This window comes from Pseudomonas sp. P4_D7 (genome assembly GCF_056401755.1).
The window spans coordinates 42,069-63,710 of record NZ_JBFUIR010000024.1; the positions used below are offsets into that span (position 1 = coordinate 42,069).

Genomic DNA, 21,642 nt, shown 5'->3' on the forward strand with positions numbered 1-21,642 from the left:
ATTGTTTGCATGGCTTACGCGTCGATTTTCCACGCCGGTCTGTTCAGCGGCCAGACCATCATCGTCACCGGTGGCGGCAGTGGCATCGGTCGCTGCACCGCCCATGAACTGGCGGCCCTCGGCGCCAATGTGCTGCTGGTCGGGCGCAAGCCGGAGAAACTGCAAAAGGTCACCGACGAAATCGCCGAGGACGGTGGCCGCGCGCACTGGAAGGCTTGCGATATCCGCGATGAAGAAGCGGTAAAACAGCTGGTCAGCGAATTGATTGCTGAACACGGACCGATCCAAGGTCTGGTCAACAATGCCGGCGGCCAGTACCCGTCGCCCTTGGCCTCGATCAATCAGAAAGGTTTCGAAACCGTGCTGCGCACCAACCTCGTCGGTGGTTTTCTGATGGCGCGGGAAGTGTTCAACCAGTCGATGAGCAAACACGGCGGCAACATCGTCAACATGCTCGCCGACATGTGGGGCGGCATGCCCGGCATGGGTCACTCTGGCGCGGCGCGGTCGGGCATGGACAACTTCACCAAAACTGCCGCGTTCGAATGGGGTTATGCCGGCGTGCGGGTCAACGCGGTGGCGCCGGGCTGGATTGCCTCCAGCGGCATGGACACTTACGAAGGCGCGTTCAAAGCGGTGATTCCGACCCTGCGCGAACACGTGCCGCTCAAGCGTATCGGCACCGAGTCGGAAGTCAGTGCGGCGATTGTTTTTTTGCTGAGCCCGGCCGCCGCATTTATCAGTGGCAGCACCTTGAAAATCGACGGCGCGGCCAGCCTCGGCAGCCGTGCATGGCCGTTGCACAAGGCGACCCACAGCGAGTCGTTCAACGGCTTTCACCGCGCCTATTTACCCGATGTGCTGAAGGACAAGGAGTAAGCCATGCCGCAGATCCAGTCCCGACTCGACCCGCACAGCGAAGCGTTTGCCCGCAACCGCTCGGCCATGCTCGCGGCGATCGAACATGTGCAGCAACTCGAACAGAGCCTGTTGAACAAGGCCACCGAAGCCAAAGCCAGGTTCGACAAGCGCGGGCAACTGCTGCCCCGTGAGCGCTTGAATCTGTTGCTCGATCCCGGCGCGCCGTTTCTCGAACTGGCCAGCCTCGCCGGCTACAAGTTGCACGACGACAAGGACGGCAGTTCCGCCGGTGGCGGACTGATCGCCGGTATCGGTTACGTCTGCGGCATTCGCGCGATGGTGGTGGCGAACAACAGCGCAATCAAGGGCGGGACGATCTCGCCCACTGGCCTGAAAAAATCCCTGCGCCTGCAACAGATCGCCCAGGAAAACAAACTCCCGGTGATCACCCTTGCCGAAAGTGGCGGCGCCAACCTCAATTACGCCGCCGAGATTTTTGTCGAAGGCGCGCGCAGTTTTGCCAATCAGGCGCGGATGTCGGCAATGGGTTTGCCGCAGATTACCGTGGTGCATGGTTCGGCCACGGCAGGTGGTGCTTATCAGCCGGGGCTGTCGGATTACGTGGTGGTGGTGCGCGGCAAGGCCAAGCTGTTTCTCGCCGGTCCGCCACTGCTGAAAGCGGCCACCGGCGAAGTCGCCACCGATGAAGAACTCGGTGGCGCCGAGATGCACGCACAGGTCGCCGGAACGGCTGAATACCTCGCTGAAAACGATGCCGATGGCGTGCGTCAGGTCCGTGAAATCCTCCGTATGTTGCCGTGGAACGAGCAACTGCCGTGGTTGCCGGAGCCGCAATACAAAGAGCCGCTCTACCCCATCGATGAATTGCTTGGGCTGATCCCCGACGATCCGAAAAAACCTTACGACGTGCGCGAAATCATCGCGCGCATTGCCGACGAATCCTGCTTCGTCGAATTCAAGGGCGAGTTCGATCAGCAAACTGTTTGCGGCCAGTTGAAGATTCAGGGCCGCGCCTGCGGGTTCATCGGCAACAACGGCCCAATCACACCCAACGGCGCGAGCAAAGCGGCGCAGTTCATTCAGTTGTGCGATCAGAGCCAGACGCCGCTGCTGTTCTTTCACAACACCACCGGTTTCATGGTCGGCACCGAATCCGAGCAGCAAGGCGTGATCAAACACGGCTCGAAACTGATTCAAGCGGTAGCCAATGCACGGGTGCCTAAACTGACGATGGTCGTCGGCGGTTCCTACGGTGCCGGCAACTATGCGATGTGCGGACGCGGACTCGATCCGCGCTTCATCTTCGCCTGGCCGAACAGCCGCACGGCGGTGATGGGCGGTGCGCAGGCCGGCAAAGTCTTGCGCATCGTTACCGAAGCCAAGCAGTTGAAGGACGGCCTGACGCCAGACCCGAAAATGCTCGACATGCTCGAACAAGTCACCGCGCAGAAACTCGACAGCCAGTCTACCGCTCTCTATGGCAGCGCCAACCTGTGGGACGACGGGCTGATCGATCCCCGCGACACACGCACCCTGCTCGGCTACTTGCTGGACATCTGCCACGAGGCCGACATTCGCAAGCTGCAACCCAATAGCTTCGGCGTCAGCCGGTTCTGACCGCCACGGACCCTACGGAGAACAATAACAATGATCTTCACCCCGGAACACGAAGCCCTGCGCCGTACCGTCCGCCAATTTGTCGAGCACGAGATCAATCCGCACGTCGACGAATGGGAAAAGGCTGGACGCTTCCCGATCCACGAGATTTTCCGCCAGGCCGGCGACCTCGGTTTGCTGGGGATTTCCAAGCCGGAAAAATTCGGCGGCATGGGCCTCGATTACAGCTATTCGATTGTCGCCGCCGAAGAGTTCGGCACCATTCATTGCGGCGGCATTCCGATGTCGATCGGCGTGCAGACCGACATGTGTACGCCTGCCCTCGCCCGTTTCGGCTCCGATGAATTGCGCGAAGAGTTCCTGCGCCCAGCGATCACTGGCGAGCAGGTTGGTTGCATCGGCGTCTCCGAAGTCGGTGCAGGCTCCGACGTCGCCGGGCTGAAAACCACCGCGCGCAAGGACGGCGACGACTATGTGATCAACGGCAGCAAGATGTGGATCACCAACTCGCCGAGCGCCGATTTCATCTGCCTGCTGGCCAACACCTCGGACGACAAACCACACATCAACAAATCGCTGATCATGGTGCCGATGAACACGCCGGGGATCAGCCTCAGCTCGCACCTGGACAAGCTCGGCATGCGCAGCTCGGAAACCGCCCAGGTGTTTTTCGACAACGTGCGCGTGCCACAGCGCAATCGCATCGGCCATGAAGGCGCCGGGTTCATGATGCAGATGCTGCAGTTTCAGGAAGAACGCCTGTTCGGCGCGGCAAACATGATCAAGGGGCTGGAATATTGCGTCGACAGCACCATTGAGTACTGCAAAGAGCGCAAGACCTTCGGCAATGCACTGATCGACAACCAGGTCATCCACTTCCGCCTCGCCGAATTGCAGACCGAAATCGAATGCCTGCGCGCGCTGGTCTATCAGGCCACCGAGCAGTACGTGAAAGGCCAGGACGTCACGCGGCTGGCGTCGATGGCCAAGCTCAAGGCCGGGCGTCTGGGCCGCGAAGTCAGCGACAGCTGCCTGCAATATTGGGGCGGCATGGGTTTCATGTGGGACAACCCGGTGGCCCGCGCCTACCGCGATGTCCGGCTGGTATCGATTGGCGGCGGCGCCGACGAGATCATGTTGGGGATTATCTGCAAACTGATGGGCATCCTCCCGGGGAAAAAGAAATGAGCAGCCTGCCGCAATGTCAGACGCTGTTGCTGGAACTGCATGGCGGCGTGCTGCACATCACCCTCCATCGGCCGGACAGTCGAAATGCGATGAGCCTGCAGATGGTGGCTGAACTGCGCACGGTGCTGGCGGCTGTGCGTGATGACCGCGCTGTTCGGGCGTTGGTGCTCAGCGGTGCCGGCGGGCATTTCTGTGCCGGTGGCGATATCAAGGACATGGCCAGCGCTCGCGCTCAAGGCACCGAGGCTTATCGCGTTCTGAACCGGGCGTTCGGCGCCCTGCTGGAAGAAGCCCAGCACACGCCGCAAGTGCTGATCACCGTGCTGCAAGGCGCGGTGCTCGGCGGTGGTTTCGGTCTGGCCTGTGTCAGCGACATCGCGATTGCCGATCATCAGGCGCAATTCGGTTTACCGGAAACCAGCCTCGGCTTGCTGCCGGCGCAGATTGCGCCGTTTGTGGTGCAGCGCATCGGCCTCACCGAAACCCGTCGGTTGGCACTGACCGCCGCACGTTTCGATGGGCACCAGGCGCGCCGTCTGGGGCTGGTGCATTTTGTCGAAGAGGATTCGCAGGCCTTGGCTGAGCGGCTGGATGAGGTGTTGCAACATGTGCTGTGTTGCGCGCCGGAGGCGAATGCCATGACCAAGAAATTGTTGTTGGCGAGTGCCGGGCAGCCTTCAAGTGAATTGCTCGATGAGGCGGCGCAGTGGTTTAGCGAGGCAGTGACTGGCGCCGAAGGTGTGGAGGGAACCATGGCTTTTGTGCAGAAGCGTAAACCTCGGTGGGCCACTTAAAAGCATCGCGAGCAGGCTCACTCCTACAGGGGAAATGCATTCCAAATGTAGGAGTGAGCCTGCTCGCGATGAGGCCATCACATTCACCGCCAAATACTCAGGAAGATCACCATGCCCGCCATCCACAAAATCCTGATCGCCAACCGCGGTGAAATTGCCTGCCGCATCCAGCGCACCGCCCAAGCCTTGGGCTATCGCACCGTCGCCGTCTTCAGCGATGCCGACGCCAAGGCCCTGCACGTTCAGATGGCTGACCAAGCCGTTCGCATTGGTCCGCCCCCCGTTCAACAGTCATACCTCAACATCCCGGCGATCCTCGACGCCGCTCGCCGCAGCGGTGCTGACGCGATCCATCCCGGCTACGGCTTTCTTTCGGAAAACGCCGAATTCGCCCGTGCCTGCGAACAGGCCGGGCTGATCTTCATCGGCCCCAGCGTCGAAGCCATCGAATTGATGGGCAGCAAACGCCAGTCAAAAATCGCCATGCTCGAAGCGGGTGTGCCGTGCATCGCCGGTTATCAAGGCGCCGAACAGGACGACGCCACCCTGCTGCGTGAAGCCGAGCGAATCGGCTACCCATTGATGATCAAGGCCAGTGCCGGCGGTGGTGGGCGCGGCATGCGTCTGCTGCAAAATGCGGCTGATCTGCCGGCGCAACTGCGCACCGCGCGCTCCGAAGCATTGAACGCGTTCGGCAGCGACGAATTGATCCTTGAACAGGCGCTGATCGAACCGCGGCATGTCGAAGTGCAGCTGTTCGGCGATCAGCACGGCAACCTGATCTACCTGGGCGAACGTGACTGCTCAATTCAGCGTCGCCATCAGAAAGTCATCGAAGAAGCACCCTGCCCGGTGATGACCGCCGAGTTGCGTCAGGCCATGGGTGAAGCGGYATTGAAAGCCGGGCGCGCAGTGAACTATGTCGGCGCCGGCACCGTTGAGTTTCTGCTCGACACACGCGGCCAGTTCTACTTTCTGGAGATGAATACGCGTCTGCAAGTCGAGCACCCGGTAACAGAACTGATTACCGGGCTGGATCTGGTCGCATGGCAATTGCTCGTTGCCGAAGGTCAGCCGTTGCCGCTGACCCAGGATCAGGTTCAGCTCAACGGACATGCCATGGAGGTGCGGCTTTACGCCGAAGATCCCGCGCAAGACTTCCTGCCACAAACCGGCCGAGTGCAAGCCTGGAAACCGGCGCTGCAGCACGGTACGCGAATCGACCATGGTTTGCTTGAAGGGCAATCGGTCAGCCCGTTCTACGACCCGATGCTCGGTAAGCTGATCGCCTGGGGTGCGACTCGCGAGGAAGCCCGACGCAAACTGTTGCGCGCGGTACAGGACACGGTGCTATTGGGTGTACAGAGTAATCAGCGCCTGCTCGCCAGTCTGTTGCAACACCCGCAGTTCATCAGCGGCGACTTCAGTACTGCCTTCATCGCCCGGCACTTCAGTGATCACCCTTGCCTGCACCGCTCCATTCCGGATGCCGAGCAGCTGGCGATCGCAACGGTACTTTTCTATCAAACCAGCGCCCGCAGCCACCGCGCACCACTTAACGGCTGGCGCAATAACGCGAATGTGCCGCTGCATTATCGCCTCGGCCTCGACGATCAGACCTGGACCGTGCAACTGCTCGCTGAGGCACACGGCGTGTTCAAAGTGCAGATAGCCGACCGCACGCTTGAATTGAAACTTATCGACCACGATGCCCAGTCGGTCACGCTGGAAGTTGACGGTCTTCGTCAGCGCCACACCTACCGCCTCAATGACGAGCAACTCTGGTTGTTCTGCCATCCCGGCAGTCTGCACCTTGAGGATCGAACTCACGCCGTGATCGACAGTCAGACCAGCGTCAGCTCCGGCACCCTGAAAGCCCCCATGGACGGTGCCATCGTCGACGTACTGGTCAGCGAAGGCAGTCCGGTCAGTAAGGGTCAGTTGCTGGTGGTGCTGGAGGCAATGAAAATGGAGCACCCGCTCAAGGCCGGTATCGACGGCGTGCTCAAGCGGGTGCAGGTCAAGGTCGGCGATCAGGTAAAAAATCGTCAGGTTCTGTTGCAGGTCGAGTAGTCAGCCACACGCCCGTGCGGGTTTTGACTACGCTCTGAGTTATCAGAACGCGGAAATCAGGAACCCTGCGATGCCTCACTGGCTGGTCATAGATCTGGAAGCCACCACCGATGAGGGTGGCTGGCCAGTCACCGAAATGGAAATTATCGAGATCGGCGCCACCCTGGTCGATCGCGCCGGGCGCGAGCAGGATCACTTCCAGCGTTTCGTCAAACCGACGCGACGGCCGTTGCTCACGCCTTTCTGTCGTGAACTGACACACATCACCCAAGCCAATATCGACTCGGCGCAAGTGCTGACCGAAGTCTGGCCGGCGTTCGAACGCTGGCTCGCGCAACATCAGACACGCCTTGAAGGCTGGGCCAGTTGGGGTGATTACGACCGCAAGCAGTTGTTGCAGGAATGGCAGCGTCTGCAAATCGACAGTGGCTTGAGCAAGGTGCCGCACATGAACCTCAAACAACGCTTCGCCAAGGCCCGGCGCCTGGAGCGTCCATTAGGCCTCAACGGTGCGCTGCAATTGGCCGGCATGCAGTTCAGCGGCCAGCAGCATCGGGCACTGGAAGATGCGCGCAACACCGCGCGGTTGTTGCCACTGGTGTTGCCACTCTAGGGTCAATTCGAGAACTCACCAGACAGACGCCGGGCAGGTGACGGCGCGAAAAGCCTTGTGCATACTGGCCGCCTCCAATTTCTAACCCTTTTCGAGGAATCGCCCATGTTTAAAGTCAACGAGTACTTCGACGGCACCGTCAAGTCGATCGCCTTTGGCACCGCTGAAGGTCCGGCGACCATCGGCGTCATGGCCCCGGGCGAATACGAATTCGGCACCGCTCAGCGTGAAATCATGCATGTGGTTTCCGGCGCACTGACCGTCAAACTGCCCGACAGCAGCGACTGGGAAACCTTCGCCGCCGGCAGCCAGTTCAACGTCCCGGCCAACAGCAAGTTCCAGCTGAAAGTTGCGGTCGACACCGCTTACCTGTGCGAGTACCGCGGCTAAACCCACGGCTTTCACTGCGATAAAAAAATGCCCGTGTCCAAGGACACGGGCATTTTCGTTTCAGAGACGGATTATTCGAGAATCTCCACCGGCATGCCGACTTCGAGTCGGCCATTGTTGTCGTTGACCAGATTCTGGCCGAACATCGCACCATCGGCTTCGGCGCGGTATTTCTGCAAGGTGGCCAGAGGTTCGCGGTCGGCACTGCGCTCACCGGTTTGCGGGTCGATGGTGGTGAGGATACAACGCGAACACGGCTTGACCACGCGGAATTCAACATCGCCAATGCGAATGCGCTTCCAACTGTCTTCGGCATAAGCCTCACTGCCTTCGATCACCAGGTTCGGCCGAAAACGCAGCATTTCCAATGGTCGTCCGACCTGTTGCGAAAGGTCCTGCAAAGAGGCCTCGCCGATCAACAACAGCGGAAATCCGTCAGCGAACGCGACCTGATCGTCATCCTTGCCGAAGCCTGCCTGGGTGGTCCGGGCGCGATCCAGCGGCACCTGCACCAGCCGGGTCGGTTTGCCGATGAAATCGCTGACCCAACGGGCCGCCTCATCACCGGCATCCGGCACGCGCAAAGTATCGCGCCAGATCGTCACGCCGCGCAGTTCTGCGTTGTTGCCCGGCAATGCGATTTCGATGGGAGGCTGTTGCGGCGCACTAAGGGTCAGACCGCCCTGCGCATTCCATAACGCCGACAACTGACTCATCTTCGCTTCAGCGCGCTGGGTCAGAAAGCGCCCGCTGGCCTCGTCCACGAGCATCCAGCGTCGATCGCCATCAAGCCCCAGCTTGTCGAGATCAACACTGTGCAGCACATCGACTTTGCCGGATTTCAACGGGTAACGATAAAGCGCGCTCAGACGCAGCATGGCCAGCTCCCTGGAGGGTAAAAACGCCACCCTATACGAGCTTGATCAGGAATCAAAGAGCAATAACTGTGGAGTGAGCCTGCTCGCGATAACGGTGTGTCAGGTTGGCGAACGACGTCGACCAGTTTGTCCGGCTGGAATTTGGAGAGGAAGTTGWCGCAGCCGACCTTCTTCACCATCGAGTCGTTGAAGCTACCGGACAGCGAGGTATGCAGCACCACGTACAAACCACGCAGACGCGGGTCGTTGCGAATTTCGGTGGTCAGACGATAGCCGTCCATTTCCGGCATTTCCGCATCGGTAAAGATCATCAGCAGCTTGTCGGTCATGTTCACGCCGGTATCGGCCCAGGCCTTGAGCATGTTCAGCGCCTTCAGGCCATCGCTGGCAATGTGCATTTTTACCCCGAGCTGGCCGAGGGTGTCGCGTAATTGCGAAAGCGCGACGTTGGAGTCGTCGACCAGCAGCACTTCACGGCCACGGGCGCGCTCGAGCACCGGATCATCGAGTTTTTCACGCGAGACCTTGGCGTTGTACGGGACGATTTCGGCGAGGACTTTCTCGACGTCGATGATTTCCACCAGTTGATCGTCGACCTTGCTGATCGCGGTCAGATAGTGCTGACGCCCGGCGCTGGTCGGCGGCGGCAGAATGGCTTCCCAGTTCATGTTGACGATGCGATCCACACCGCCCACCAGGAAGGCCTGCACCGAGCGGTTGTATTCGGTGACGATGATCGTGCTGTTCGGCCCCGGCACCAACGGACGCATACCGATCGCCTGCGACAGGTCAATGACCGGCAAGGTCTGACCGCGCAGATTGACCACTCCGCACACAAACGGATGACGCTGCGGCATCAAGGTCAGCTTCGGCAGTTGCAGCACTTCCTGAACCTTGAACACGTTGATTGCGAACAACTGCCGCCCGGCCAGTCGAAACATGAGAATTTCCAGGCGATTCTCACCCACCAGTTGCGTGCGTTGGTCTACCGTGTCGAGAATGCCGGCCATCAATGACTCCTGGGCTTGTTCTGATGAATTCACTATGTGAGGTTATCGGCGGCAAATCGCAGTTCTTGATTGCCATACCCGACCCCATCAAAAATGCCATGAACAGGCATTGATGTCACATTAACATCATGGTTTACTGGCCCGGTGATTTTCATCTGCTACATTCTCTGCGGCGCGACCTCGGTTTGCACGGTAGGTTCCCGCGTCTAAGGGATTCCCCTAGTAACAATCAGGCCCAACCTGATATTCGCAATATCCAATAGCCATTAATGTGACGCCATTCTCATTGCATGAACGGAGTCAGGCTATTGTGTGCGATCGCAGTTCAGTGGAAACAAGCCCTCTGGAACCTCTCAGTCTGTGCACTTGCACGTCTGGGCGCGATCTCCCGACGATTCACGATCGTCGCCACACACGGCATTCCCTCATCAGACATGACGTTGTGGAGATAAGCATGCCAATGGACCGCAAAGAGTGGGTACAACGCTTCCCCGAATTCCTTGTCGAGGCCGAGCAACTCCTGGCCAAGTCCGAAGAATGCCTCAGCCATCTGCAATTGATCAGCAATGACAAGGACGCCATCGAGTGCATGCTCGGTACTCTGCTGAAACTCGCACGCAGGGCTGAAGCCCTGGCGCTGGAGGCAATTTCCGAGTTTTCCCTGCACATTTACAGTCTGCTCAACCTCAATCAGGATCACGTCGACCTTCACGAACAGGCCCTGCAAGCCTTGCAGGATTGCTTCACATTGATGGCCTGGCAGCTTGAACTGGTCGATCAGCAGACAGGGCAACTGAGTCTGGATGAAAGTGAGCAGGCTTCGTTGCTCGAAGCATTCGCCTTTCAGGTCAACCAAAGCCGCCATCAACCGCCCCGGACGGGCAAACGTTTGCCCCAACTGCCCTACTCGGGACAAGCCTGACCCGCACTCGGTACCCGCGCAAGCACTTGGAACACAAGCGTTGAATGTCGCAATTGAATAGTTCATACCTGCCAGCGACAAGTCGAACTAAATAATCACTGAAAGCCGACGCCGATATTTTTTGCCGGCCTCAGGGTTTACCTGTGTGCAAACAAGCACAACTTCAGGCAACACTGACATCTATCGAACACAACAAATCGACTTTTCCATTATGGAACTTGCGTCCAATATCACGTATTTCCTGACTCAATGGACATATATAGCAAACGCGACCAACGGTATCTTAAGTGGTATTATGCCGCCCATTAGTTGCTTTCAAATTAGTGGCACAGTGACCTCAGAGATCGCTATCCACTGATAATTGGGCGGCCAATACGTTTACTGAACCGCGTTGAAATCAATAACATAATTGATAGCATTTTCAGACAGAGACCCGTCAGCCTCCGGCCGGTCTGCCCGCAGCGAACATCCATTGGCTCCATCCGTTATGTACGCCAGCCTCAAGTCAATCACTACATGGCCACCCTCCCGCGAAAATGCTCGCCGGTTCACACTCATACTGTGTGTCGCGGCCACGCTCGGCAGTTTGCTGACCTACGCTCTTTCAACACCACTTTGCCTGGGATTGCTGCTGCTCGATATCGCTGCTACTGCGTGCGTCTGGGTGCAATATCGACTGTCACGCAAATCGATCAAGTTTCAGCCGCAGGAACTCGCTGACCGCTTGCTGGAAGTCCAGGAAAACGAGCGTCATCGCCTCAGCCGCGAACTGCACGACGATATCGGCCAACTGCTGACGGCCGCCAAACTGCAAAGCGAATGGCTCAAGCGGCGCATGCCCGACGACTTGCAGGAACAATGCACCGCGCTGTGCGACACCCTGGAAGAAACCCTCAACAAGGTGCGCGACGTTTCAGCCATTCTCAACCCGCGCCAGTTGACCAGCCTGGGACTTGAAGCCAGCCTGCGTGCGCACTTGCTCAAGACATTGGCCAACACTAACGTGCACTGGAGCCTCGATTGCCAGCAGCGGCTCAATGGCATTCCGGAAGAAATGGCAGTCGCCGCCTTTCGTATTACCCAAGAGGCTGTTACCAATATCCTGCGTCATGCCCAGGCAAAAAATCTGGTGATACGCGTGCAACGTCTGCCCAAAGGTCTGACGTTGCTGATCAGCGATGACGGCCTGGGATTCGCCCCGGCGGCCAACCCGGGTCGTGAAGGACAACGAGGCATGGCCGGGATGGCCGAACGAATCGAGCAACTGGGTGGCACCCTGAACGTCATCAGCGAACCGGGCAAAGGCACTCAAATCGAAGCACTCTTCCCGTGGGCGCCACGCGCACTCGAGCGGGCCAGTACGAATAAGGTTATGCGTTGACTTGCAACTTACTTCTGGTGGATGACCACTCGCTGATCAGGGCCGGCGTGCGCGCTCTGGTGCTGGATATTCCCGGTTACGCGGTGATTGGCGAGGCCAATGACGGTTCGCAGCTGCTCGAAATGGTCGAGCAACTGAATCCGGATATCGTGTTGCTGGATATCTCCATGAAAGAAACCGGTGGCCTGGAAGCCCTGCAACGGCTCAAGCGGGTACGCCCGCAGAGCAAGGTGTTGATCCTGTCGATGCACACCGATCCGGCGCTGATCATGCAGGCGCTGGAATCCGGCGCCCACGGCTACCTGCTCAAGGACACCACAGCGACAGAACTTGAGCATGCACTGGAAGCCCTGCGCAACAACGAGCGCTACCTGAGCCCGGCCATCGCCCATACCGTCATCAATCAGGCGCTGACCCGTAATCAGAAGCAGCAGCCGGAGGCAGCCGACTCGCACAATCTGACCGCGCGCCAACTGGAAATCCTGCGCTTGATCGTGCGCGGAAAATCCACCCGGGAAATCGCCAATGGCCTGGGCCTGAGCATCAAGACTGTCGAGACCCACCGTTCACAGATCATGAAGCGACTGCAAATCTACGACGTGGCGGGTCTGGTGCTGTTCGCCGTGCGTGAGCAGATCATCAGCCTGGACGACTGACCAGCCCGGCGCTACTCAACAAGGGAGAATGTTCCGGCAAATGCACGCGCAACGCCGCCGGACGCGCCTCGAATCGCATGCTGTCACCTTCGAGCGGTTCGCCATCAAGATTGATGCACAGCCCCTCGGCCAACTTGATTTCGACCCATGGCAAACGGGTGCGAACAAACATGTTGTCGATCCCGAAACCATCGCTGAGCAGCGTCTTCAAGGTGCCCACCAACTCTTGGGGCGCCGGCAGAATGCTGATATCCAGCAAGCCATCATCGGCCAGCGCCTCCGGGCACAATACGTGTCCACCGCCGGCCTGTCGGCCATTGCCGATACCCAGTGCCAACAGCTCGCCACGCCAGTGAAAATCCGGCCCCTGAAGTTCGCCGTAAGCGGCATGCAGCTCGCTGAATCGTGACAAGCCAGTGAACAGATAGGCAGCACCGCCAAGTACTTTTTTCAAGTCCTCGGAGGTATTGGCCGTGACCTGGCTGCCGAAACCACCGGTGGCCATGTTGAGAAAAATCTGCCCGCCCACTTCACCCAGATCGATGGCGCGCGGTGGCACATCGAGCAGCTCAAGGGCTTCGGCAGGCTCCAGTGGTACGCCGGCGGCACGGGAAAAATCGTTGGCAGTGCCCAAAGGCAGGAGTACGAGGCTGGCTTTGCCAGGATGCGCGGCGAGCGCTTCGGCGATATCGCGCAAGGTGCCATCGCCGCCCCCGGCAATGATTTTCGTGTAGCCGTCGGCCAAGGCTTGTTCTACCCAGCGCTGTGCGTCCCCTGCCTCCCAAGTCAGACGCACGGCCAGCTCCCAGCCTTGCTTGCGCTTGTCCTCGACAGCGGTGCGTACCGCCTCGTTGAGTGCCTGCTTGCCATGCAGAATCAACAGCGCCCGGCGTTCACTCATAACATCACTCCCAAATCGATCGGTTAAGACATGTTGACCACTGGCGCACGCAAAAAAGCCGTCATACCCGTAATTAATTCAGCCTCCTGGCGCCGGACGTCCTACACAGCGGTACCTTTTCTTACAAAACATGCGGAATCGGCTTAATTGACCCGGTTCGAGCATTGCGTCACCGTGTGTTGGCGGTATCGATTTTCAATCCAACACACAAGGACGTGCATGTAATGAGTGGATACACCCTATGGGCTCTTGCCGGTTCGAGAGCTGGAAAAGGTTGCAAGCAAACAGTTGAAACAATCGGTGGATGCTTCCATGCCTGGTCATGAAGCGAGAATACCCATGAGCCCGGTTGGACCGATTGTCGAAAGTCGCGCGAATCACAAGTCCGATTTCAAAAACAGCGGCAGAACCACTGGAGAAGTTGATATGGAACCCCGTGTTACCGAGCTGGAAACCCATCTCAAATACCTTCGACGGGACATGGACGAAATTCGCGGTGATGTCCGAACGATCAAACACCGGCTTGCGTACTCGGCGGGTGCAACAGCGGTAGTGCTGGGTTTGCTGGGCTGGGTGGCCAATAGCCGATTCGATCAGCTTGTGACATTGATCAGCAATTAATTGAATCAGTCATTGCAGGCGCCGCCTGAGTCAGCCGACGCCTGCATTTACGAGATAGCGATCAGTCGAGCAAGTCACTCAGCGGGATGAAGACCACTTCGTCTCCGATGCTCAGCGTGCGACCTTCCAGCACTTCGACCAATCCATCTGCCCACGCGGCGCTACGCAGTACACCTGAGCTCTGGTTGCGGTAGACAGTCGCCCGTCCTTGCTCAAGGCGGCCTCGCAGGTACTCACGCCGATTGCCTGCCACCGGCCAGTCAAACCCCGCTGGCACGGTGAACTTCAGCGGCTCGACGACCCGAACGCCCTGACGGCGTAACAGATAAGGCCGAGTGAGCAGCGCAAAGGTCACCAGTGTCGACGCAGGGTTGCCTGGCAAGCCAATGACCGGCACGTTGCGGAAATGGCCAAAAGTTAGCGGTTTTCCGGGTTTGATCGCCAGCTTCCAAAGGGCAAGCTCGCCCTCTTCACGCAATGCGACACCCAAAAAATCCGCCTCACCCACCGACACGCCACCGGTGGAAAGAATCAGGTCAACATCCTGCAACTCCCCCAGACGGGTGCGGGTAGTGGCCAAATCATCCGGAAGAATACCGGCATCGATCACTTCACAACCCAGTCGTTGCAGCCAACTGCACAGCAACACTCGATTGCTGTTGTATATCTGTCCCGGCCCCAGGGCCTGGCCCGGCTCGACCAATTCATCGCCAGTGGAAATCACCGCAACACGAACCTTGCGCACGACCTTCAATCCGGCGCAGCCCAACGATGCGGCTAATCCCTGCTCTATCGGACCCAGCCGAGTTCCGGCGGGCAGGATCAGTTCACCGACTGTGGTTTCCTGACCTTGCGGGCGAATGTTCTGCCCGGCCTTCATCGGTTCAAGGAAACGCACCCGTTCATCGGTTTGAACCTCAGCGTTTTCCTGCATTTCCACGCAATCAGCGCCCGCGGGCACCGGCGCCCCGGTGAAGATCCGTGCACAGGTGCCCGGCTTCAGCGGTTCGGGGGATTGCCCGGCAAACACCTTCTGACTGACCGGCATCGGTTCGCCCGTCCAGTCGGCCAGATTCAGCGCATAACCGTCCATGGCGCTGTTTGGCCAGGGTGGCAGATCCAGCGTCGAAATCAGGTCTTCGCCCAGCACACGCCCCTGAACCTGAGCCAGCGGCAAATACTCATGCTCGACAATCGGCGACGCCTCGGCCATGTCGAGCAGGCGCTCCAGCGCCAGCTCGACCGGCATCAGCGCTCCGGTCTTGCCCGGCTTACCCACGGGATTCACAAGGCGCTGCCTGCTTCAAATGAGTCACGAAGTTGCACGGGCGATGACGCGCGTCCAACTGCTCGCCCAGGATGCCATCCCAACCGGTGCGTACGGCATTGGTCGAACCTGGCAAACAGCACACCAGCGTGCCGTTGGCCAAACCGGCCAGCGCACGGGACTGAACTGTCGAGGTACCGATATCGGCTACCGAAATCTGCCGGAACAACTCTCCAAACCCGTCGACCTGTTTATCCAGCAGGCAGGCAACCGCTTCCGGCGTGCTGTCGCGACCGGTAAATCCGGTACCGCCGGTGATCAGCACGACCTGCACGACATCGTCGGCAATCCAGGTGGCGACTTGCGCGCGAATTTTGTAGAGGTCATCTTTGAGCAAAACCCGCTCCGCCAAACGGTGGCCCGCCGCCGTCAAGCGATCGACGAAGACCTGGCCTGAGGTGTCGGTTTCCAGAGTTCGGGTGTCACTGACTGTCAGCACCGCAATATTGAGCGGCACGAAAGGTACATCAGCCTTGGCTTTCATAGGCTCGTCCAGTTGTAGGAGAAACAGCCCGGTGTTATATCACAGCGCCCTATTTTTTCGCCGCCCCTCTGGAGAGCTGCCATGACCCGCGATTCGCAATTGCCCCCCTGCTCCATTCTGCTCCTGGCAGGCGGGCGCGGCCAACGCATGGGCGGTCAGGACAAAGGCCTGGTCGAGTGGCTGGGCGAACCTTTGATTGCACATTTGCAGCGTAGGGTACGCGGGCTGACTGACGACCTGATCATCTCCTGCAACCGCAACCGCGAGCGTTACGCACCGTTTGCCGATCAATTGGTGGTCGATGACGAGGGCGATTTTCCGGGGCCATTGGCGGGTATTCGTGCCGGTCTGAAAGCGGCGCGCCATAGCCACCTGCTGGTTTTGCCGTGCGACGTTCCGCGAATTGACGCCGCGCTGCTGCAAAGCATGCGCGAGACTGCCAATCAGCATCCTGAAAAACCTTTAATGTTGCGCCATGACGAGCATTGGGAACCCTTGCTGTGTGTGATTCCGGTGGCTCTTCTAACGGCTTTCGAAGATGCCTGGAATGCCGGTGAACGCAGCCCCGGCCGGGTCATGCGCGGTCTCGGCGCCACTGCCCTGGAGTGCCCTGACAACGACCCGCGGCTGGCCAACCTGAACACCCCCGAACTGTTAAATTCCCATAACACTGTGTCAGACTGACACCATTCAAGGAACTCTCACGCCTTGTATACGTCTCAAGCTCAGTAACCAAAAGAATTCCCATTCGGAGACACACCCATGACTCAACGGACCCTCGCCACTTTCATGCTCGCACTGGGCCTTGCCACCCTCGCCGGTTGCTCGTCGCCTACAGTGATCACCTTGAATGACGGTCGCGAAATCCAGGCCGTCGACACCCCGAAATACGATGACGATTCGGGCTTCTACGAGTTCAAACAGCTGGACGGCAAAGAAACCCGCATCAACAAGGATCAGGTTCGTACCGTTAAAGAGCTGTAAGCTCTGGATCGACACCGGATACAGAAAAGCCCGCATTGATTGCGGGCTTTTTCATGGGCGCTCGAAAAGTGAAGTCGATATCACCACTGCAAGGTGATCCGGCTCTCGAATTCGCGCTCCTCACCGGTCACCGGGTCGATAAACCGCAAGCCTTGCGCCAGCAGCTTCAACGGATTGGCATAGTCATCCTCGACGTCTTTCAACACCTGCGGATAGAACGGATCGTTGCAGATGCTCGCCCCCAGCGCAGTCATGTGGACGCGCAGTTGATGTTTCTTGCCAGTCACCGGAAACAAACCATAGCGCCACAGATCGCCATGCTTTTCCCGAACCTCCACCGCCGTTTCGGTATTACTGGCACCCACGCCTTCCTGCATGCGGAAAAACGGTTCGCCATCGACCAGACGGCTTTTGTGCACCAAGGGGAAATTCAGATCGGGCAGTGCCGGAGCGATGGCCTCATAACGCTTGTCGATCTGCCGCGTGGGGAACAGCGACTGATAAGCCGATCGGGTTTGCGGATTGGCCGAGAAAATCACCAGTCCCGCCGTATGCCGGTCGATGCGGTGCAGCGGCACCAAGTGAGGATTGTCCAGGCGATGAATCAGCCTGCGCAACAGGGTTTGCTCAACGTATTCGCCGGCGGGCGTCACCGGCAGAAAATGCGGTTTGTCAGCCACCACCAGATGTTCGTCTGCATACAGAATCGACTCGACTACCGGGATCGGCTTCTCGTCCGGCACTTCGCGAAAATAATGAATCCGCAGACCTTCCTTGTAAGGCAAGTCCACCGGGATCGGCTGGCCATGGCCGTCCAGCACACGTCCCCGAGCGATGCGGTCCAGCCATTGCTCACGGTCAATGGCGCTGAAATGCTCGCATAGACAATCGAGTACGGTCAGCCATTTACCGGGCGGCAGATAAAGTGTGCTCGCCTGATTCTGAGCAGCGGAAAATGTAGATGTGGACATACGAAAATCGGACCCTCAATGCAGGGCGGCATTATCCAGCACTGAGGGAAACGAACCTAGCGCAGAATGTTCAGGCCGGAATTGTTTTCAGCGCTGCGGCGTCAGTGAATTCCTTGAGCCAGCGCAATACATCAACTGCCTCCCAGCGCCCCGGATCGTACAAGGCGTAGAGCAGCCCCTGATAACCGACCACATCCAGTTGCTTGTGGTAACCGGCACGCTGAAACAAGGCCTCGATTTCGGCAAAGCAAGTGTTGAAATGCAGCTTGTTGAACGGCGTCTTGCCTTCCGTGACCAGCCCGTCCAGGCGCAATTCGAGAACGGCCTCGCGCACCACGTCAACCGACATCCGGTTCACGCTGTTTTTCAACTGTTCGACATTGACCACGGTTCATCCCTCTGACGCATTTACTGTATGAACATACAGTAACCGATGAAACCGCAAAATGCCAAGGAATGCATGGCAGTAGCGACCGGCGGGATAAACCAGAAAATGCGGATTAACCCAGAAACGCGACGACCTCATCAGCGCTGAATGGCCAGTCCAGCTCAGCCCCGCTGTCGACACGGCGCAACACCGGAATCCGCAGGCTATAAGCCTCGAACCAGGATTCGTCTTCAGCGATGTCGACCAGTTCCACCAGCAAGCCGTGCTCGACAAAAGGCATCAACTCGGCCTCGGCGACTTCACACAAATGGCATCCAAGGGTGCCGAACAGCTGACATTCAGGAGGCATGATTGCTCAACCAAAAAATGAGTGGGCCTATTCTAGGCCGCACCTGAAAACCCGTCGAGCCAGCGCCGCCCAAAGGCTCCAGCCCCTCAACAAAGGGTCACAGGCAAAACCCTGACGCAAATCAGTCCACAGAAAAATCATTTGCGCGATCCTCCCGGTCTTTTTGCCTCTACGCTTGAAAAGCCTGATCTGCCATCGGAGTGTCCAGTGTTTGCCAATCTGTTGATCATCCTCGCCTCGTCCCTCGTGGTCATTGCCCTGTTCCGTCGCCTGCGGTTGCCACCGGTTCTGGGTTACCTGTGCGTCGGACTGCTGGTCGGGCCGAGTGCCTTCGACTGGGTCAACGAAAGCGAACACTTGCCTGACGTAGCCGAGTTGGGCGTGGTGTTTCTGTTGTTTTCACTGGGCCTGGAGTTCTCCCTGTCGAAGATGATCGCCCTGCGCCAGGTGGTGTTTCGTCTCGGCAGCCAGCAGGTGCTGATCAGCACCGCGCTGCTCGGTTTGCTGCTGATGCTGTTGGGCATGCCGATGACGCCGGCGCTGTTGCTCGGTGCCGGGCTTTCGCTGTCCTCAACGGCGATTGTGACCAAAGAATTGGGCAGCCTCGGCGAGGTGTTCAGCAGTCATGGCCAGAATGCTGTCGGCGTTTTGCTGTTTCAGGACGTTATCGCGGTATTGCTGCTGACGTTGGTGCCGGTGTTTGCCGGCAGCAGCGAGCAAGTCTGGTACTGGGCGTTGCCTTTGACCCTGGCAAAAACCGTGGTGCTGTTTGTCGGTCTGCTGCTGGCCAGTCGCTGGTTACTGCCGAGGCTGTTTCATGAAGTGGCCGCGTCACGCTCGGCAGAATTGTTCGTGCTGCTGGCGCTGGTGATTGTGCTGTTGACCGCGTGGCTGACGCACCTGCTGGGGCTGTCCCCTGCCCTTGGTGCATTTCTGGCCGGCATGCTGCTCGGTGAAAGCCACTATCGACACCAGATCGAGGCGGATATCCGGCCGTTCCGCGACATTCTGCTCGGGGTGTTTTTCGTCAGCATCGGCATGCTCATCGACCTGCAACTGTTCGTCAGTCACAGCCTGCTGATCCTCGGGCTCACCGTCGGTTTGATGGTGATCAAGGGTATCGTCGTGGCCTTGCTGGTGAAGTGGCGCGGCAGTGACAGCGAAACAGCATGGCGCAGCGGTCTGGCGCTGGCCCAGGGGGGCGAGTTCTGCTTCGCCCTGATGGCACAGATGCAGCAACACAGCATGATGCCCGAAGCACTGAGCGACCTGCTGCTCGCAGCGACGTTCTGCTCGATGTTGTTGACGCCCCTGTTGCTGCGCGCAGCGCCACGCATCGCAGCAGTGCTGCACCGCAAACCCAATCAGGAGGCGCAAATCGAAGAGATCAGCGCCCTCAACGCCGACCTCAACCAGCATGTGGTGATTTGCGGCTACGGCCGCGTCGGCCAATCCATCGGTCGTTTCATGCGCAACGCCAAGCAGCCTTTTATTGCGCTGGACAATGACCCGGTGCGGGTACAGGAAGCCGCCAGTGGAGAAAGCGACGTGCATTACGGCGACTCGTCGCGCGGCGACCTGCTGAACGCCGTGGGCCTGCTACGCGCCAGACTGTTGGTGGTTGCTGTGGATCAGAGCGACATTGCCCTGCGTATCCTCAAGGAAGCACGTCGGCTCAACGCCCACGTACCGATACTGGTGCGTACCCGCGACGACAGCCAGTGGGCCGAACTGAAAGCCGCCGGCGCCACCGAAGTGGTGCCGGAACTGTTGGAATCGAGCCTGATGCTCGCCTCTCACGCCTTGATCATGCTCGGCTTGCCGGCGCATCAGGTGCAGGAAAAAGTCGATCAGGTGCGCATCGACCGGTATCGCCTGCTTCACGGTTTTTATCCCGGTAGCGACGATGCCGAGACTTAATCCTGACTTACCGCGCCGATCTTGTGCAGCGACAGGTCGGCGCCGTAATACTCTTGTTCCTGACTCAGGCGCAGCCCGTGCAGCGCCTTGATCACGCCGTACACAGCGAAGCCACCGATCAGCGCCACCGCAACACCCAGCGCGGTGCCGATCAACTGGCTGATCAAGCTGACGCCGCCAATACCGCCGAGCGCAGTCTGGCCGAAAATCCCGCAGGCAATCCCGCCCCACACGCCGCACAACCCGTGCAATGGCCACACACCCAAGACATCGTCGATGCGCCATTTCACCTGGGCGGCGGTAAAGCACCAGACAAACAGTGCACCGGCGATCGCGCCAGTCACCAGCGCGCCGACCGGATGCATCAGATCCGACCCGGCACAGATCGCCACCAGACCGGCCAATGGACCGTTATGCAGGAAGCCCGGGTCATTACGTCCGACGAGCAGCGCCGCCATGGTGCCGCCGACCATCGCCATCAACGAGTTGACCGCAACCAGACCGCTGACGCCTTGCAGCGTCTGCGCGCTCATCACGTTGAAGCCGAACCAGCCGACAATCAGAATCCACGAACCCAAGGCCAGAAAGGGAATGCTCGACGGTGCGAACGCCACCAAACGACCGTCGCGATAACGGCCATTACGCGGCCCCAGCAGCAATACCGCCGCCAGCGCCAGCCAACCGCCCATGGCGTGCACCACCACGGAACCGGCAAAGTCATGGAAAGCGGCACCGAACTGTGCCGTCAGCCACGCTTGCAAACCGTAGTTGCCGTTCCAGATCATGCCCTCGAAAAAGGGGTAGATGAACGCGACAATCAAGGCCGTGGCGCACAACTGCGGCACGAAACGCGCGCGCTCGGCGATACCGCCGGAAATGATCGCCGGGATCGCTGCGGCAAAAGTCAGCAGGAAGAAAAACTTCACCAGTCCATAACCGTGATCGGCACTCAGTACCGCCGCCGGCTGCATAAAGGTCACGCCATAGGAAATCCAATAGCCTATAAAGAAATAGGCCAGGGTCGAGACGGCGAAATCACTGAGAATTTTCGACAGTGCATTGACTTGGTTTTTCTGGCGCACCGTGCCGACTTCCAGAAAGGCGAAACCGGCATGCATTGCCAGCACCATCACCGCACCGATCAGAATGAACAAGGTATTGGAACTGTGAACCAGGGTGTCCACAGCGCTTTGCAGATTTTCCATAAGCAGGCAGACCTAAAGGCGAAAAAGGCACCAAAGCGGTTCATGCGCACATTTCATGCACCAAGTTGCGACCACGCAGTCACAGATC

General features: G+C 58.8%; 22 protein-coding genes and 1 pseudogene. 14 read left to right on the forward strand and 9 right to left on the reverse strand.

Annotated elements, in window-relative coordinates; genetic code table 11:
* The first annotated feature begins 9 nt into the window (after nucleotides 1-9).
* From AC1DVF_RS16530 to ppnP, 7 genes are all read left to right on the forward strand, one after another.
* Nucleotides 10-879 carry an SDR family oxidoreductase gene (locus AC1DVF_RS16530; protein WP_477782801.1) on the forward strand — a complete coding sequence of 290 codons (870 nt, stop codon included), beginning with the start codon at nucleotides 10-12 and terminating at the stop codon, nucleotides 877-879.
* A gap of 3 nt (nucleotides 880-882) precedes the next feature.
* Nucleotides 883-2,499, forward strand: a complete 1,617-nt coding sequence (gene atuC / locus AC1DVF_RS16535) for a geranyl-CoA carboxylase subunit beta (protein WP_095048429.1) — start codon at nucleotides 883-885, stop codon at nucleotides 2,497-2,499.
* 30 nt (nucleotides 2,500-2,529) lie between these two features.
* Complete coding sequence (gene atuD, locus AC1DVF_RS16540) at nucleotides 2,530-3,687, forward strand: citronellyl-CoA dehydrogenase (protein ID WP_186620625.1); 1,158 nt, start codon at nucleotides 2,530-2,532, stop codon at nucleotides 3,685-3,687.
* A complete protein-coding gene (locus AC1DVF_RS16545; protein ID WP_320337681.1) occupies nucleotides 3,684-4,481 on the forward strand; it encodes an enoyl-CoA hydratase/isomerase family protein in 798 nt (265 codons plus the stop codon). Before atuD ends, AC1DVF_RS16545 begins: the two co-directional genes overlap by 4 nt.
* A 111-nt stretch (nucleotides 4,482-4,592) precedes the next feature.
* Nucleotides 4,593-6,554: an acetyl/propionyl/methylcrotonyl-CoA carboxylase subunit alpha gene (locus AC1DVF_RS16550; RefSeq protein WP_477782802.1), complete on the forward strand. Its 1,962-nt coding sequence runs from the start codon at nucleotides 4,593-4,595 to the stop codon at nucleotides 6,552-6,554.
* A gap of 70 nt (nucleotides 6,555-6,624) precedes the next feature.
* The gene (locus AC1DVF_RS16555) at nucleotides 6,625-7,167 is read left to right on the forward strand and encodes a 3'-5' exonuclease (RefSeq protein ID WP_093435082.1); all 543 of its coding nucleotides are present in this window, start codon (nucleotides 6,625-6,627) and stop codon (nucleotides 7,165-7,167) included.
* A gap of 105 nt (nucleotides 7,168-7,272) precedes the next feature.
* Nucleotides 7,273-7,557, forward strand: coding sequence for a pyrimidine/purine nucleoside phosphorylase (gene ppnP / locus AC1DVF_RS16560; RefSeq protein WP_003226701.1), 285 nt, complete (start codon nucleotides 7,273-7,275; stop codon nucleotides 7,555-7,557).
* A 71-nt stretch (nucleotides 7,558-7,628) separates the two neighbouring features.
* Here ppnP and AC1DVF_RS16565 read toward each other — a convergent pair whose 3' ends face one another.
* Nucleotides 7,629-8,435, reverse strand: a complete 807-nt coding sequence (locus AC1DVF_RS16565) for an MOSC domain-containing protein (protein WP_093435085.1) — start codon at nucleotides 8,433-8,435, stop codon at nucleotides 7,629-7,631.
* A 104-nt stretch (nucleotides 8,436-8,539) separates the two neighbouring features.
* A pseudogene (locus tag AC1DVF_RS16570) lies at nucleotides 8,540-9,445 on the reverse strand (chemotaxis protein CheV); the annotation flags it as partial.
* A gap of 454 nt (nucleotides 9,446-9,899) precedes the next feature.
* Here AC1DVF_RS16570 and AC1DVF_RS16575 point away from each other — a divergent pair.
* The 3 genes from AC1DVF_RS16575 (at nucleotide 9,900) to AC1DVF_RS16585 (ending at nucleotide 12,404) form a co-directional block, all read left to right on the forward strand.
* The gene (locus tag AC1DVF_RS16575; protein WP_093435088.1) at nucleotides 9,900-10,367 is read left to right on the forward strand and encodes a hypothetical protein; all 468 of its coding nucleotides are present in this window, start codon (nucleotides 9,900-9,902) and stop codon (nucleotides 10,365-10,367) included.
* Nucleotides 10,368-10,854: 487 nt separating this feature from the next.
* Nucleotides 10,855-11,748, forward strand: coding sequence for a sensor histidine kinase (locus AC1DVF_RS16580; RefSeq protein WP_093435091.1), 894 nt, complete (start codon nucleotides 10,855-10,857; stop codon nucleotides 11,746-11,748).
* Nucleotides 11,745-12,404: a response regulator gene (locus tag AC1DVF_RS16585; RefSeq protein ID WP_093435094.1), complete on the forward strand. Its 660-nt coding sequence runs from the start codon at nucleotides 11,745-11,747 to the stop codon at nucleotides 12,402-12,404. The genes AC1DVF_RS16580 and AC1DVF_RS16585 overlap by 4 nt, the downstream gene beginning before the upstream one ends.
* On the opposite strand, the gene yegS is transcribed toward AC1DVF_RS16585, so the two are convergent.
* Nucleotides 12,388-13,305 carry a lipid kinase YegS gene (gene yegS / locus AC1DVF_RS16590; protein ID WP_477782803.1) on the reverse strand — a complete coding sequence of 306 codons (918 nt, stop codon included), beginning with the start codon at nucleotides 13,303-13,305 and terminating at the stop codon, nucleotides 12,388-12,390. The two genes, AC1DVF_RS16585 and yegS, sit on opposite strands and share 17 nt — an antisense overlap.
* Before the next feature lie 312 nt (nucleotides 13,306-13,617).
* Here yegS and AC1DVF_RS16595 point away from each other — a divergent pair, with 312 nt between their 5' ends.
* Entirely contained in the window at nucleotides 13,618-13,926 is a 309-nt protein-coding gene (locus tag AC1DVF_RS16595; RefSeq protein ID WP_460131169.1) for a hypothetical protein, read from the forward strand.
* A 61-nt stretch (nucleotides 13,927-13,987) separates the two neighbouring features.
* Here the strand turns inward: AC1DVF_RS16595 and AC1DVF_RS16600 are convergent, their stop codons facing one another.
* The gene (locus AC1DVF_RS16600; protein WP_460129682.1) at nucleotides 13,988-15,214 is read right to left on the reverse strand and encodes a molybdopterin molybdotransferase MoeA; all 1,227 of its coding nucleotides are present in this window, start codon (nucleotides 15,212-15,214) and stop codon (nucleotides 13,988-13,990) included.
* Complete coding sequence (moaB, locus tag AC1DVF_RS16605) at nucleotides 15,198-15,737, reverse strand: molybdenum cofactor biosynthesis protein B (protein ID WP_093435105.1); 540 nt, start codon at nucleotides 15,735-15,737, stop codon at nucleotides 15,198-15,200. The genes AC1DVF_RS16600 and moaB overlap by 17 nt, the downstream gene beginning before the upstream one ends.
* An 81-nt stretch (nucleotides 15,738-15,818) precedes the next feature.
* Between moaB and mobA the strand changes: the two genes are divergently transcribed.
* Together mobA and AC1DVF_RS16615 are read left to right on the forward strand one after the other, a co-directional pair.
* Nucleotides 15,819-16,421 (forward strand): molybdenum cofactor guanylyltransferase MobA, encoded by a 603-nt coding sequence (gene mobA, locus AC1DVF_RS16610; RefSeq protein WP_427120472.1) that lies wholly within the window; start codon nucleotides 15,819-15,821, stop codon nucleotides 16,419-16,421.
* A gap of 78 nt (nucleotides 16,422-16,499) precedes the next feature.
* Complete coding sequence (locus AC1DVF_RS16615; protein ID WP_007908660.1) at nucleotides 16,500-16,721, forward strand: YgdI/YgdR family lipoprotein; 222 nt, start codon at nucleotides 16,500-16,502, stop codon at nucleotides 16,719-16,721.
* An 80-nt stretch (nucleotides 16,722-16,801) separates the two neighbouring features.
* On the opposite strand, the gene AC1DVF_RS16620 is transcribed toward AC1DVF_RS16615, so the two are convergent.
* From AC1DVF_RS16620 to AC1DVF_RS16630, 3 genes are all read right to left on the reverse strand, one after another.
* On the reverse strand, nucleotides 16,802-17,692 hold the full coding sequence (locus AC1DVF_RS16620) for a pseudouridine synthase (RefSeq protein WP_093435109.1): 891 nt from the start codon (nucleotides 17,690-17,692) through the stop codon (nucleotides 16,802-16,804).
* 70 nt (nucleotides 17,693-17,762) lie between these two features.
* Entirely contained in the window at nucleotides 17,763-18,080 is a 318-nt protein-coding gene (locus tag AC1DVF_RS16625) for a transcriptional regulator (protein WP_093435111.1), read from the reverse strand.
* A gap of 112 nt (nucleotides 18,081-18,192) precedes the next feature.
* Nucleotides 18,193-18,429, reverse strand: a complete 237-nt coding sequence (locus tag AC1DVF_RS16630) for a glutaredoxin family protein (protein ID WP_093435113.1) — start codon at nucleotides 18,427-18,429, stop codon at nucleotides 18,193-18,195.
* Between the two features lie 207 nt (nucleotides 18,430-18,636).
* On the opposite strand from AC1DVF_RS16630, the gene AC1DVF_RS16635 reads away from it, so the two are divergent.
* Nucleotides 18,637-20,349 carry a cation:proton antiporter gene (locus tag AC1DVF_RS16635; protein ID WP_477782804.1) on the forward strand — a complete coding sequence of 571 codons (1,713 nt, stop codon included), beginning with the start codon at nucleotides 18,637-18,639 and terminating at the stop codon, nucleotides 20,347-20,349.
* Here the strand turns inward: AC1DVF_RS16635 and AC1DVF_RS16640 are convergent.
* Complete coding sequence (locus tag AC1DVF_RS16640; protein ID WP_095048442.1) at nucleotides 20,346-21,554, reverse strand: ammonium transporter; 1,209 nt, start codon at nucleotides 21,552-21,554, stop codon at nucleotides 20,346-20,348. The two genes, AC1DVF_RS16635 and AC1DVF_RS16640, sit on opposite strands and share 4 nt — an antisense overlap.
* Nucleotides 21,555-21,642: the final 88 nt, after the last annotated feature.